This window comes from Daejeonella sp., assembly GCF_030684675.1.
Taxonomy (GTDB): Bacteria; Bacteroidota; Bacteroidia; order Sphingobacteriales; family Sphingobacteriaceae; genus Daejeonella.
In genome coordinates this window covers 1-14612 of sequence record NZ_JAUXXZ010000018.1, presented here as the reverse complement: position 1 = coordinate 14612, position 14612 = coordinate 1, and the positions used below count along the sequence as shown (strand labels likewise).

Here is a 14612-nt window from a genome sequence, read left to right as displayed (position 1 = left end):
ATTATTCAATAGATCTTTATTGAATAATCCTTTTAATTCTAATATCGATCAATGATGAAGAAATATCTATTTCTGCTTGTTGCAGTGTTATTTTCAGCTGCTAATAGTTTCGCCCAAATCAGGTTATCGTCTATTAAGGTGGATGAATGGGTAAAGAAGAATTTTAGCGGTCAGGGAGTAGTAATCGGAAATATTAAATTTAAAGGTTATCCCTTATCTACCCTGTCCTATACCAGTACCGGTAATATTTTGCAGGTACAAAAGGGCTTAATCCTTTCAACTGGAAACTCTTTCAATGTTGCAGGATATAATAATTCCCATAATCAAAGTTCAACTTTCGGAGATATTTTATCCCCTCAAACAGATCCGGATCTATCGGCAATAGTTAGCGGTAAGTTATTTGATATCTGCAGCGTTGAATTCGATTTTGTACCAATGGATAACAGTATACAGTTTAATTATCAGTTTGGTTCTGATGAATATCCTGAGTATGTAGATTCACCCTATAATGATGTTTTTGCTTTTATTGTTTCTGATGAAAGCAGTACTAAGAATATCGCATTGATACCCGGATCCGGTGTTCCTGTAAGTATAAATACAGTAAACTTCAAACTTAATCAGGATCATTTTATTGATAATAACTTATACAAGCAGGTCGTAATCAAAAGGCAGGAGCCATTAAAATCAACCTACAAAGGAACCTTACCGGGCAGAGTATTAAGAGGTATAGGTTCAATCTTTACGATGAGCGGCCCTGTACCGGGCGATCAGACAGTAATTCAGGCTGACCCTGAACTATTGAAGACTCTTGACCCAAATCTTTACCGTAACCTGCGTTACGATGGGATCACTAAAAAGCTTGTTGCACAAAGCTATGTTACACCCTATAAGAAGTATCATCTTAAAATCGTAATCGCCGATGTTGCTGATAATATCTATGATTCAGGAGTTTTTATAGAAGACCGCAGTCTGACTTCGAAAAAAGATTTGCAACAGCCAGGATTTGTTGACTACCCTGATTTGAGCAAAGTGATTGATCCCAATTTGATTTTACAAGGAAAAACGCTTGAAGAGATCCTTCCTGCAAATTATAAAAAGGAAATTACTAAGCCGGCAGAGCAGCCTGTTGCCGCAGTACAGCAAGCACCTACACCTGTTTCTCAAGCCGCTCCTGTCGCTGCTACGCCCGTTCAACCTAAACAGAGATCAGTGCCGGCTCCCAAGCCTGTAGACGTAACTTCACCTGCTCAGAAGAAAGTGGTGCTAACAGAACCGGAATTTGAAATGCCCAATGTTGTGATCCTGTTTGATTTTGATAAATCAGACATAACAGTGGAAGAAATGAGCAAGCTCCGGACAGCCATCAATAAGTATAAGCAAGTAAGAAATCAGTATTCGATTAATATCTCTGGTCACACCGATAATTACGGAAGTCTGGAATACAATTATGCACTTTCCGATCGTAGAAATAAAGCTATTATTAATGCTGTTAGTGAAATGCTGGGAGAGAAAATCAGTATGCCTGCTCTAAGCAAGTCATATACACTGCCAGTTGCCGATAACAGTACCGACAGTGGCCGTCAGTTAAATCGTCGTGTAGAACTGGTGTTTATAAAGAAGAAATAATTATTCCGATCGCCTGTTAAAGAATTTATTCTTTTTTTTCATCGAATAATTTAACTGAAATCCAATTCCGAAAGATTTCAACTCCGTTTTACCCTGTCCGATCCCAGTCAATGGTAATTTTGCATAGGGTTGGATGACAATGCTGCTTTGCTTGCCCAGAGGTTTTTCAACGCCCACAGATAAATTGACAACACTCAAAATGTGCTGATTTTTATTTTTGATTGTGTATGTTCTCCCTGAAGATGGGTAATTTGGAGTAGGATTATAAATGAAATTATACTTCTCGGAGAGCATAATATAAGAGGATAATCCGGCAGATGCGACAATGCCTGTCTTTTTAGTTTTAGTCATCAGAACACTCAGGTTAAGCGGTATATCGATTACATTACAAAATGCATCGATCTGCTTTGAGTAAGACGCCCAGGTAGAAAACGGCTTCTCTGTGGTATTATAAGAGTATTTATCTGAAGTGTAAGACTTTTGTGATAAATAGATGCCGGTACCTGCAGATAAGATCTTCGAGATTTTATAATTCAGGCCAATACCGTAACTAAGCCCTGCCTTGCTTTTTGATAAACTGTTTACGGTATTCATATCAGTAGTGAAGGCCATGCTCAAAGACAGCCTTCCGGTTGGCTTTTCAATGTTAGTTTCCAATCTTTTGGAGTTGCTGTCGATAGTTGGACTCTTTAAAGCTCTTAATGTAACTGCCTTAATTGCTGAAAAATCATCTGATGGCAGGATATTGATATTTCTGAGCCCCTGATAAAGCGCCATATTGAAAGGCTGGTTCTGCGTTATGGCTTCTGAATTAATGGGCTTGGTAATCGCTGTCCCGATAAGATTGTCAACTGGTTTTTTACTTTCCAGTTTCACAAAGATTTCATCCAAGCCGAACGGTTTTGCTTCATCAGGATTAACTGGATCTGGCAGGGCATCCTGAGGAATTGTACTTCCATCTTCATTTGGTAATCTGTTCTCTATATTTTGCTTGTCAACTTTGCTGCTGCCTTTCTTAGCACCATCAGCCAACTGGATTTCGGTTTCGCGTAAAAGCCATACTGATAGAAAGATAAGCAAGCCCGCAGCTATTCCAGCCGGCCAGAAAATCCAGCCAATGACAGGCCGCTTATCGGGCTTGCCTTTCAGTAGACGCTCCATTTCATTCCAGTCTTTCTCTTCAGGAGAAAGATCCGGACTTGATTTAAGTGCCTGCCTGAAAAATTTGTCTGTCTTGTTTGGGCTCAAATTGCTCATTGAAAATTATTGCTGTATTCGGTACTGTGTTTATTTCTGTTGTAATTATTTCTTTTTTATTATCATTTGCATCAAGCATTGATCGGAGTTTTTGCCTAGCCTTGAATAGATTCGATTTAGATGTACCTACCGAAATGCCTAGTTGTTCAGATATTTCTTCATGTGTAAAACCATCAATCGCAAATAGATTGAATACTGTCCGGTAACCAGGGGGTAAGTTTTGTACTAATTTGATCAGATCGTCATAGTTAAGTTTACTCTGGATGTCGTTCTCTTTACCCTTAAATTCCAGCTCAGCAAGATCACTGGTAATGGGGTGCTTCAACTCAGCGCGGTAATGGTCGATCGCCGTATTAGTCATTATACGGGAAAGCCATGGTAAAAATGGCTTCGAGGGATCATACCGATCCAAACGTGTTAATACCTTATAAAAACCGTCATTCACTATTTGCTTCGCTTCATCTCTGTCGCAGGCATATCTCAAACAAATCCCCATAGCAAAGCCATAAAAATTGTAATACAATTTTTTCTGACTACTTGCTAATCCGCGTATACAATCCTCGCGAAGTTGATGAGGTAATTGTTTAATCGAATTACTCAATTTAATAGCTATTTAAGATATACACGACTAAAGGATTTAAATGGTTGCTTTTATTAGTGAATTTAACTGTAAAATATTGAATATCAATGAAATAAATACATTTAATATTCTTTGACTATGAATTGATTTTTCGTAACAGCATTTTAAGTATTCCTAAAATAGTGAAATTTAATTACGAGCTGTTTAAAACTTAGCGCTTGCATTTTCATCCGATAACTTATATTTACCACAATAGAATTTCATATTTAAGGATGAGTGAAGAAATAGAAAGCACAGACAGCGAAAACAACAATACGGCAGGCGAAGAAAAAGCTTTACATAATGTAACATCGCTTTCCGGTTTATATGAAAATTGGTTTTTAGATTATGCATCCTATGTTATTCTGGATCGCGCAGTTCCTCATATTCATGATGGTTTAAAGCCGGTTCAGCGTCGTATTTTACATTCTCTTAAGGAGATGGACGACGGACGCTTTAATAAGGCTGCCAACGTTATTGGTAATACAATGAAGTATCATCCTCATGGGGATGCTTCAATCGGTGATGCCATGGTTCAGATTGGCCAAAAGAATTTGTTGATTGATACTCAGGGTAACTGGGGAGATCCTATAACAGGTGACTCTGCAGCTGCACCCCGATATATCGAAGCCAGGCTTTCTAAATTTGCAAATGAGGTAGTATTCAATCCCGACACCACCGAATGGCAAAGTAGTTATGATGGTCGTAACCGGGAACCGGTTACTCTCCCTGTAAAATTTCCGCTATTACTTGCTCAGGGTGCAGATGGTATTGCCGTTGGCCTCGCGACTAAAATAATGCCTCATAATTTTGTGGAGCTGATCGATGCTTCGATTGAAGTTTTAAAAGGTAATCGTCCAGATCTTCTTCCCGATTTTCAGATGGGGGGTATGGCCGATTTCAGTAATTACAATGAAGGGATGCGGGGCGGCAGAATCAGGGTTAGAGCCAAAATTATTGAACGGGATAAGAAGACTCTGGCTATAACCGAGATACCTTATACTACAACTACCGGCGGACTGATTGACAGTGTGATTTCAGCCAATGATAAAGGTAAAATCAAGATCAAAAAGATCGAGGATAATACTGCAAAGGATGTTGAGATCATCATTCATCTGGCACCGGGTATCTCACCTGATGTGACGATCGATGCGCTCTATGCATTCACAGATTGTGAGGTTTCAATCTCTCCCAATACCTGTATTATTAAGGGTGATAAGCCATATTTCATGAGTGTGAATGATATTCTGGTTGAGAGTACCCAGCACACTAAAGGCCTGCTTAAACTGGAGCTTGAAATTAAGCTTGCCGAACTCAAGGAAAAGATATTTTTCAGCTCATTGCTCAAAATATTCATACAGGAAGGGATGTATAAGAATCCGGAATATGAAGGGTCTGGTAATTTTGAAGCTGTTGTTGAAGTTTTAAATAAATTGTTTAGTCCGTTCTTCTCCCAACTATACCGGGAGATTCTCCCTGAAGATTACAAAAAGCTGATCGATAAACCGATGAGCAGCATTACCCGCTTTGACCTTAAGAAATCTGACGAGCAGTTATTGGCTTTGGAAAGTGATATTAAGGAAGTAAATAGGTATCTCAAACATCTCACAGATTATGCGATTGCCTGGTTTGAGAAGTTAAAGAGTAAATATGGTTCTGGCAGAGAGCGCAAGACAGAGATCAGGGCTTTCGATCGGGTGGAGGCTTCAAAAGTGGCACTAGCCAATGTTAAATTATACATGAACCGGGAAGACGGCTTCATTGGAACCGGACTTCGTAAGGATGAATTTGTTTGTGATTGCTCTGATCTGGATGAGGTAATTGTTTTCAGAGAGGATGGCAAGTTCAATGTTTCAAAAGTCGCTGAAAAAACCTTTGCAGGTAAGGGGATAGTCCACGCCCAGGTGTTTAAGAAGAATGATGAGCGTACGGTCTATAACCTGATCTACAGGGATGGTGAAAGCGGTACAGCTTATATTAAACGATTCTCGGTTCTGGGTGTTACCCGTGATAAGGAGTACGACCTGACCAAGGGTGGCAAGGGATCAAAAGTGTTGTATTTTACAGCAAATCCGAACGGCGAAGCTGAAATAATTAATGTTCAGCTTAAGCCTCATTCCAAACTGAAGAAACTACAGTTCGACATTGATTTTGCTGATCAGGTGATTAAGGGCAGAAGTTCAATGGGGAATATCGTGACAAAATACCCTGTGAAGAAAGTTGTGCTGAAGAGCAAGGGTATCTCTACCTTATCAGGACGTAAGATATGGTATGATGAAATTCTGAAGCGTCTGAATGTGGATGGACGGGGCAAGTATCTTGGAGAATTTGATGGTGATGACAGAATTCTTACACTAAATCCGCAAGGCGTCTATGAGCTGAGTAGCTTTGATTTGAGTAATCATTTTGATGATCGCTTGCTGCTGATTGAGAAGTTTAATCCGGAAAAGGTATTCACCCTGATCTATCTTGAAGGTAAATCTGGTGCTCATTATCTCAAACGATTTGTTTTTGAAAATGCTTCCATCGGTAAGAAGACCAGTATAATCAGCGAAGAACCGGGATCAAAACTGATTCTGATTTCAGGGCATGTGAAACCGAAGATCAAACTGGAAGTATTGAAGGGTAAAACCAAAATAGAAGAGGAATCTGAACTTGATCTGAGTGAGGCAATTGAAGTTAAAGGAATGAAAGCTATGGGGAACAGGCTCAGCCCTCATTCAGTGAAAGAGATTCAACTTATTCCTTTAGCTATTGATGAAGAAGATGAAGAGATATTTGCCCCGGATCCTGAACCGGATGAAACTGATGAGCCAGGAGTCCATACTGCAACTCCTGTTTCTTCTCAGGCAAGGGATATTGATGCTGAAATAGAGCCTACGGAGGGTACTGGAATTATAGTGGAAGTGCCTTTGCCAGAAACTGAATCATTGCAGGAAGGCGAAAGTGATGAGGAGATCATCGGCGATATTGCGGCTGATAATATTGCTGAGGATCAGGAAATCGCAGTAGTTTATGAAGAACCTCCAAAAGAAGAAATAAAGCCGGCAAAGAAAATTGATTTTGAAATCACCAATCCGGAGGATCTGGATATTGATGATAAAGGGCAGTTGGGATTATTCTAAAGGCTGACAGGGTTCAAAACCCTGTCAGCCTTATTTTCAAATGGTAGATGGCCCTTTTACCGGGCTGCCCGTCCCAATGAAAAACAGCTCCGGGTAAAATAAACCTTGCCGGAGGAGGTAGCTTCCGGCTAATGGTAATTTGAAATGGAACGCGATTTCTTGCCGGAACTAACCGGAGGAAAGGGCTGAACAAGCCTATAACACACAGGTATTGGTTTCAAAAATCAAATCATTGTTGCTCCAGAGTCTTATATCATGTATTCTAACCGTATTATTTTACCCTTCCTTACATTCGAACTCAGGTTATCTAAGTTTTTCCCTGAATTCCCTGATAAATTTATGCAGCTTCGGCTGAATTACGTGAACGCAATAGGCCTTATTCGCATTGTTATTATAATAGTCCTGATGATAATCTTCCGCAGAATAAAATATTGAAACCGGTGTTACTTCGGTAACGATTGGTCGTTCAAACACCATGTCTTTTTCCAGTTGATCGATCATGTTTTCAGTGGCAAGCTTCTGCTCCTGATTTTCGTAGAATACAACTGAGCGATATTGATTGCCAACGTCATTCCCCTGCATATTCAGGGTAGTAGGATCATGGGTCTTAAAGAATACTAGCAAAAGATCGTCAAAAGAGATCTCTTCCGGGTTAAATTCAATGCGGATGATTTCTGCATGTCCTGTGTCCCCCTTGCAGATATCCTCGTAGCTAGGGTTTAGCTTATGCCCTCCCATATAACCCGATACTACCTTGGTAACTCCTTTTAAATTCTGAAAGACGGCTTCTGTACACCAAAAGCATCCACCGCCAAAAATTGCCTGTTCCATATTAATAAATGTGAGAATTTGTTATGAAAGAATTATAATAGCCCTGTAAAGAATAAAAGAGGGCAAACCCCTCTTTTATCTATTGTGTATTTTGTGTTTACTGATACTGAATATAGCTTGGCTGTGGTTTCAGCTTCATCAGGTCTTCCGGAGTCATTAAACGGTTGGGTGCTTTTTTCAGATCGTTTTTATAGAATATTTTAAATCCTGTAAACTGTACCGGTTCAGAATAAATAAAATGACGGTGAGTACCGCGTTTTAGCTCCGGTTCACCCCATCCATCCATGTGAATCACGATCTGTGTTTCTGGTCTCAGTTTGATGTTCTGATAATTTGTAACCATTTTTTTTGTGAAGCGATGTATTACAAAAATTTTAGGAGGCAGATTATGAGTTCTCACCAATTTTGCCAGATAATCTGATACATAATTGATCTCTGAAGCATCATAAGTGCCGATCTTTCTGCCCGGCAGAACTCCACCTTTCATTGAGAATTCAGGATCAATTCCCAGGTGTACATTTGGCATTTTTAAATATTTTTCAAGACGTGGAAGTTCTTCCCTTATAGTACTTAATGCAACCTGTATGTCAAGGAATACAATCATACCTTTCTTCATTCTGGAAATAGTTAACACTGAATCGATTTGCTTATCAGGCATACGGTTCCTGTATTTACCATCTTTTCCGGGATCGCCGGCTGCAACTACCGCAATATAATGCAGGGCTGGTTGTACAGGTGTTTTAGGATCAATTTTTTCCCATTTTGCAACCTCTGCATACAGCATTCTCAACATCTCTTTTGGGGCGTATTCACCTAAAGCTCCCATCTTTTTGGAGTAAAGGTTTCCATAATAGGTTATAACTCTTTTATAGGGAAGGATTGCACCCGGAAGTGGATAAGGCTGCTTTTTAACCGGCCATTTTCCTGTAGTATCTCCATTCGCGAGTTCCTTAAGCTTTTTGTTGTAAAGAGCAGTGTCAACTGGCTCATATTCAATATTTTCCGCTATTGATTCTTCTTCTGCTTCTTCACCTTCAGGCTTAGTGCCTGACTCAGTTTTTAGCGCTGATTTAGTATCTGTCTTACTTTTTGATTCACTGCAGTTTGTGAAAAAAATAATGAGGAATAAAATTGAAAGACTGCTTATGCTTAGTTTTCCGGTTTTCATAGATTGGGTTTATGTTCTGTTTTTGAGATGTTGTGCTAAAGATGCTTAATTTATTTGTTGAAATTATTTTGAGTTGTAAAAGTGTTCCGGAGAATTAAATTAATGCATGCCTGTATCATACACAAATAATTTTCAATAAAATTTACAGAATTTTCCGAATACTCCTAATGGTAATTTATAACCTGAACTCGCCTGAAGGTAAAGCTCTCCTGTTTCCAGGTTTTGAACTTCCGAAAAAGAAGATAGAATCAGATTTTCGACAATCACAGACGAAAAGCCAAGAGAATAGGTGTTCAGGATTAAAAAATGTTCATCCTCATCCAGTAACTTCACCACATCATCCATCATTTCCCTGATATTATCTTCCAGTTTCCATTTTTCTCCATTCGGTCCGTGTCCATAAGCAGGAGGGTCCAGAATGATTCCGTTATATTTACGCCCTCTCTTAACTTCACGTTTTACAAATTTCAATGCATCTTCAACTGTCCAGCGTATGTTTTCAAGTCCGGAAAGAGTTTGATTTTCATTCGCCCAGCTTACTACCTGCTTGATTGAATCCACATGAGTCGTTTCGGCACCGGCAGCCCTGGCAGCGAGAGAAGCTCCGCCTGTATAAGCGAAAAGGTTTAATACTTTCGGTTGCGCAGTTTTGAAGTTTTTAACATTTTTAATGATATAATCCCAGTTTACAGCTTGCTCAGGGAATATACCAAGATGCTTAAAAGAGGTGAGGGCCAATCTGAACTGCAGCTTGATATCCTCATTTTTATAACTGATATGCCATCTGTCGGGTGTTTTCTGATCTTTTTTGATCCACTCGCCTGAAGTTGCTGAACGGCCCTTAAATCGAATGTGATGCTGTTTTGTCCACTCGCTTTCAGGATACCTTTTTCCCCAAACAGCTTGTGGTTCAGGCCGGATCAGGATTATATTTCCGAAGCGTTCCAGCTTTTCAAAATTGCCACAGTCAATCAGTTCATAATCTTTCCAGTTTTTCGGACTTAACAGTTGAATCATTCTTATGCTATTTTACCCATTCAATGAGATCGGGTACTTATAATTTTATTTTTTCTGTAATGCCTGCATGAATTTGCTGGCAAAAACAAAGTCGTTCAATTCTTTGTTATCAGTCGATGAAATTTCCTTATTTGTACCTTCCCACCATTTTTTCCCTTCGTGAAGGAAGATGATATTCTCTCCGATACCCATCACTGAATTCATATCATGGGTAACCACAACTGTGGTTGTGTTATACTCTTTTGTAAGCTCTTGAATAAGATCATCAATTACGATGGCTGTCTTAGGATCAAGTCCGGAGTTGGGTTCATCTACAAACAGGTATTTGGGATTCATTGCAATTGCTCTCGCAATTCCTACCCTTTTTTTCATTCCTCCTGAAAGTTCAGCTGGGAATAGTTTATTCTTTCCGGCAAGATTTACTCTCTCCAAACAGAAATTAGCGCGGTCGAGTTTTTCTTTATGGCTCTGATGAGTAAACATGTTGATCGGAAAAATGATGTTATCTTCAACGTTCATTGAATCGAACAGAGCAGATCCCTGAAAAAGCATCCCGATTTCGGTACGGATTTCAATTCTGGTTGCAAAGTTCATTCGGGTAAAATTACGTCCATCATAGATTACAGAACCCTCTTCAGGCTCATGCAGACCTACCATACATTTCAATAAAGTAGTTTTACCTGAGCCGGATCCACCAATAATCAAATTACATTTTCCTTCAGCAAACTCTGCTGAAATGCCCTGCAGGACGTGGTTCTCGCCAAATGTTTTATGTATGTTTTTAATCTCTATCATAACAATAACTGGGCGATAACATAATCGGAAAACAGAATGGCAATACAGCTGATCACTACTGCTTTGGTACTCGATTGTCCTACCTCGAGTGCTCCTCCACTGGTGTAAAATCCCTGATAAGCTGATACTGAAGTAATTATAAATGCAAAGATTACTGCCTTAACCATGCACACAGTAAGCGTAAAGGGGTTGAAATCAGTAGTAAGTCCGGTAATAAAATCCTGTTGGGTAACTGCTCCTGATGCCGTGCCGGCAAAAAAGCCTCCTGTTATACTTAAACCAATTGAGATGATTACCAGTAGGGGAATTGTAGTAATTGCAGCAATGATTTTAGGCAGAATCAGGTAACCTGGTGAATTTATTCCCATGATTTCAAGCGCATCAATCTGCTCGGTTACGCGCATAGTCCCGATTTGAGAGGCAACGCTCGATCCAACCTTACCTGCCAGAACTACGGCAGAAATAGTGGGACTTAATTCCAGAATGGATGAATCACGAAGGATCATGCCAATCACAGATTTCGGAATGAAATCACTGACAAGCTGGAATGCAGTCTGAACGGTAGTTACAGCACCCAAAAACACTGAAATGATTGCGATGATACCCAAAGAGCCAACACCAATAGATACCATTTCGTGGAAAATTTCCTTCCGGTAAATATTCCATTTTTCCGGTCGGCGGAAAACTGCTTTTAACAATAATATATATTTACCTAAGGGGTGAAATATCATTTGAAAATTGTTTGTTTTACTTATTATACAATATTAATATAAAATTATCAAGCCGGAGACAGAAGTATAATTAAACAAAGGTAATCAAATGAGATTATGCCTTAAATTAAATACTCCTCCATCATTGATTTTGTTAATTTTAATCCATGAATGCAATTGTAACCGGTGCAACAAAGGGAATGGGCAGGGCCATTGTTATGGAACTCGCGGCAAATAATTATAATATCATATTTTGTGCCAGAGATGAAAAGGAGGTTCAAGCCCTTTTAGATGAACTTAGCAAAAACTATTCCCGTCAGCAGTTTTTTGGGATGCGGGCAGATATGGAAGAAAGCTCGGACGTGAGGGGATTTGCTGAATTTGCTGAAAGGAGTTTAGGCCATGTGGATGTTCTGATTAATAATGCTGGCTTATACATCCCATCAGTACTCATGAAAGAAGATGAAAGATGTCTGGAACGACAAATGCAGGTCAACGTTTTTGCCCCTCATTTTTTAAGTAAGTTCTTTGCTGCCAAAATGATCGGCCAGGGAAAGGGACATATTATAAACATCTGTTCAATTGCAAGTTTAGAGCCCGTTACAAGAGCCGGTTCATACAGTATCAGTAAAACGGCACTGCTCGGGCTTACGAAGGCTCTGAGGGAAGAGTTGAGACCGGCAGGAGTTAAGGTGACTGCAGTTCTGCCGGGATCCACACTGACAGATTCATGGTCAGGGACGAGCCTCCCATCTGATTGGTTTATTTTATCTGAGGATATCGCGAAATCAATTTTGAACTGCCTTCAAATGAGCTCAGGAGCGAATATTGATGAGATTATACTCAGGCCCCTTTATGGTAAAGTTTGATTTTTTATTTTTTTGTCTTCATTTACCGATAATTTAATGCGCTTTACCGAGAACTTAGGATAACCTACCTATTTCGTATTTAGAACCCGGGAATCAAGGCTTAGTTTTGATCTATCAATTAAAGAAAAAAGAATAATTGACATTAAAAAGCTGAACTAATAAAATTAAAGAAATGGAAAAGAAACTTCAACGCATCGAGCAGGAAAAAATGATTGCAGGTGTATGTACTGGTCTCGCAGAATACTTCGATGTTGATGTAACCTGGATCAGGATCGCTTTTGTGGTAGCCGTTATGGCAGGGGCTTCAGGTATTCTGGCATATATCGTGTTATGGATCGCTGTTCCCAAAAGACCTTACCTGCCTGATTACAGCCAGTTTAATGTTGACTATAAAGTGTCTGAGCCGGTAAATCTTTCAAACCCTGCTTTTTTGCAAAAGAAAAAAGGAAGTGGTAATGGACGCATGATTGCAGGTTCGATCTTTATATTCTTTGGATCTTTTTTTCTCCTGAATGAATTTGACCTGATTCCTCATTGGGTGGAGTTTCATAACCTTTGGCCGCTGATATTAATTGCAATGGGGCTTTATACCCTGGCAAGTGCAAAGAAAAAGGAACCCTGGAAAGAGGACTGGTCTCAGACCGAAGGCTTTACCCAAAGTACAGCCCCAAATACTGAGCAGGCTGTTAGCACGACAGAATCAGCTGAATCTACTGATTCTGCGGAAGATATAAATACAAATACTGACCCAAAGCAAAACTAAGCTATCATGAAAACCGAAAAAATAGTATGGGGTTTGATCCTCATTTTTACAGGAAGTATTTTCCTTCTTGAAAACTTTGACCTGATTGAGTTTTATTGGAGTTCAGTATGGCGATTCTGGCCGGTAATATTTATCCTGATTGGTGCGAATATGCTCCTTAGCAGGTTTGGAAATAAATCTGCGGCTCCCTATATGATTGGTGCAATTACTATTCTTACTCTTGGATTGATTGCCTATCAGGGCACCCGACCAGACAGAGGCAGAGGTTGGATGAATTTCAAATATGAACACAATAATGATGAGGAGAATGATTCCAGTGGTGCAAACACCAATTTTACTGAAACTTATGACAGTTCTAAAAATGCACGTCTGAACATTCAGGGTGGAGCCACCAGCTTCAGGCTTACTGATACTACATCTAATTTGTTTGAAGCGAGTTTAAAGCAGCGATTTGGAAAATTTACGCTGAACAAGACTGTGATTGATTCTATTGAAGTTCTGAATTTCAGGATGCGCGACGGAAAGCAAAACTGGAACCTGGATAAAATGGAAAACAATAAGACTCTTATTCAGTTGAACAATACACCTGTTTGGGATATTAAAATTGAGATGGGGGCCGGTGAAGCAATTTTTGATCTGAGTAATTATAAAGTTAAAAAGCTGGTATTCGAAGGCGGAGCTGCTTCCTTTGAGGCAAAGCTTGGTTCTGAATTACCTTTGACTGAAGTTGCAGTTGAAACCGGAGTGGCGAATGTTGAGATAGAAGTCCCGGATAGTTCTGGTTGCCGCATTGTTGTGGATAGTGGTTTGTCATCCAAAGATTTTATTGGTTTTATCAAACAATCGGATGGAACTTATGAAACCAGTAATTACAGTACTGCACCAAATAAGATTAATATCAGTTTGAAAGGCGGATTATCTTCATTCGAAGTTAAAAGGTATTAATATATTTGATGGAAACTTAGTGGCTGTCATCCTGAATAGCTGTCAGTGCTGAAATAAATTTCAGTCCTGAATAGATTTCAGGATGACAGTTCTTTTCCATATAAAAAATGAAGGATTATTTTGTTGTTGTTGATGGGAAACCTACCGGACCTCATTCACCTGAGCAGTTAAAGGGGATGAAGATTAAACCCGGAACCTTTGTGAAAACAGAGGATATGGACGACTATAAAGAAGCGCATGATGTTCCTGAATTATGTGAATTTCTGGGTATCAAAACTCATATTCGGGAACCCCAGTATTTTGCTTCCCTGGATGTACGCCTTTTAGCAGTAATTATTGACTACTTTATTATTTTTGCCATTTACTGTGTTATTGCTACAATCGTAGTACTTTTTATTGATGAGAAGGAATTGCGTATCATCGTTTCTGTCGCCGGACTGGCAGTTATCCCGATTTCAAAAATTATTTACAGTACCATTATGGAGTCCTCGGCAAGGCAGGGGACCTGGGGTAAAATTTTAATGGGACTTAAAGTATCCGACGAGAAGGGGGCTCCCATTGCTTTCGGTCGCTCAGTGATCAGAAATTTATCCAAAATTATCAGTACTGCCACCATTGGATTTGGTTATATGATGGGTTTTTTCGACAAGAAGCAGCAATGTTTGCATGATAAGATAGCAGGGACGCTGGTGATAAAGGATAGGTTGTTGTGATCAATTGACAGTTGACAGTTGATAATTGCAGGATTGTCCGTGCCTGAATAAGGTTGACTTTTAAAAGGTATACAAACCTGTTATTATTATTGTTGTAACTGTGGGAATGTGGTAAACTCGATAGAGTTTTCCATATTTCCACAGTTTTTTTCTTTTTTGCTTCTTTTTTCTTTT

13 protein-coding genes are annotated in these 14612 nt (G+C 39.5%); 6 read left to right on the top strand and 7 right to left on the bottom strand.

Going from position 1 to position 14612, the window contains the following annotated elements; translation table 11 throughout:
- Nucleotides 1–51 precede the first annotated feature (51 nt).
- Entirely contained in the window at nt 52–1626 is a 1575-nt protein-coding gene (locus Q8M41_RS03060; protein ID WP_305363774.1) for a choice-of-anchor L domain-containing protein, read from the top strand.
- Here the strand turns inward: Q8M41_RS03060 and Q8M41_RS03055 are convergent, their stop codons facing one another.
- Nucleotides 1627–2883 carry a hypothetical protein gene (locus Q8M41_RS03055; protein ID WP_305363773.1) on the bottom strand — a complete coding sequence of 419 codons (1257 nt, stop codon included), beginning with the start codon at nt 2881–2883 and terminating at the stop codon, nt 1627–1629.
- Complete coding sequence (locus Q8M41_RS03050; protein ID WP_305363772.1) at nt 2831–3484, bottom strand: RNA polymerase sigma factor; 654 nt, start codon at nt 3482–3484, stop codon at nt 2831–2833. The genes Q8M41_RS03055 and Q8M41_RS03050 overlap by 53 nt, the downstream gene beginning before the upstream one ends.
- A 251-nt stretch (nt 3485–3735) precedes the next feature.
- Between Q8M41_RS03050 and Q8M41_RS03045 the strand changes: the two genes are divergently transcribed.
- On the top strand, nt 3736–6627 hold the full coding sequence (locus tag Q8M41_RS03045) for a DNA gyrase/topoisomerase IV subunit A (protein ID WP_305363771.1): 2892 nt from the start codon (nt 3736–3738) through the stop codon (nt 6625–6627).
- Between the two features lie 303 nt (nt 6628–6930).
- On the opposite strand, the gene msrA is transcribed toward Q8M41_RS03045, so the two are convergent.
- The 5 genes from msrA to Q8M41_RS03020 all read right to left on the bottom strand — a co-directional run bounded on the left by msrA (nt 6931) and on the right by Q8M41_RS03020 (nt 11169).
- Complete coding sequence (msrA, locus tag Q8M41_RS03040) at nt 6931–7458, bottom strand: peptide-methionine (S)-S-oxide reductase MsrA (RefSeq protein WP_305363770.1); 528 nt, start codon at nt 7456–7458, stop codon at nt 6931–6933.
- A gap of 97 nt (nt 7459–7555) precedes the next feature.
- The gene (locus tag Q8M41_RS03035; protein WP_305363769.1) at nt 7556–8626 is read right to left on the bottom strand and encodes a hypothetical protein; all 1071 of its coding nucleotides are present in this window, start codon (nt 8624–8626) and stop codon (nt 7556–7558) included.
- A 132-nt stretch (nt 8627–8758) separates the two neighbouring features.
- The gene (locus tag Q8M41_RS03030) at nt 8759–9643 is read right to left on the bottom strand and encodes a class I SAM-dependent methyltransferase (protein ID WP_305363768.1); all 885 of its coding nucleotides are present in this window, start codon (nt 9641–9643) and stop codon (nt 8759–8761) included.
- Between the two features lie 45 nt (nt 9644–9688).
- Nucleotides 9689–10438 (bottom strand): ABC transporter ATP-binding protein, encoded by a 750-nt coding sequence (locus tag Q8M41_RS03025; RefSeq protein ID WP_305363767.1) that lies wholly within the window; start codon nt 10436–10438, stop codon nt 9689–9691.
- Entirely contained in the window at nt 10435–11169 is a 735-nt protein-coding gene (locus Q8M41_RS03020; protein WP_305363766.1) for an ABC transporter permease, read from the bottom strand. Before Q8M41_RS03020 ends, Q8M41_RS03025 begins: the two co-directional genes overlap by 4 nt.
- A gap of 146 nt (nt 11170–11315) precedes the next feature.
- Here Q8M41_RS03020 and Q8M41_RS03015 point away from each other — a divergent pair, with 146 nt between their 5' ends.
- The 4 genes from Q8M41_RS03015 (at nt 11316) to Q8M41_RS03000 (ending at nt 14438) form a co-directional block, all read left to right on the top strand.
- Complete coding sequence (locus tag Q8M41_RS03015; protein ID WP_305363765.1) at nt 11316–12017, top strand: SDR family oxidoreductase; 702 nt, start codon at nt 11316–11318, stop codon at nt 12015–12017.
- A 172-nt stretch (nt 12018–12189) separates the two neighbouring features.
- Entirely contained in the window at nt 12190–12780 is a 591-nt protein-coding gene (locus tag Q8M41_RS03010; RefSeq protein WP_305363764.1) for a PspC domain-containing protein, read from the top strand.
- A 6-nt stretch (nt 12781–12786) separates the two neighbouring features.
- Nucleotides 12787–13725 (top strand): LiaI-LiaF-like domain-containing protein, encoded by a 939-nt coding sequence (locus Q8M41_RS03005; RefSeq protein ID WP_305363763.1) that lies wholly within the window; start codon nt 12787–12789, stop codon nt 13723–13725.
- Nucleotides 13726–13832: 107 nt separating this feature from the next.
- Nucleotides 13833–14438 (top strand): RDD family protein, encoded by a 606-nt coding sequence (locus Q8M41_RS03000; RefSeq protein ID WP_305363762.1) that lies wholly within the window; start codon nt 13833–13835, stop codon nt 14436–14438.
- Nucleotides 14439–14612 lie beyond the last annotated feature (174 nt).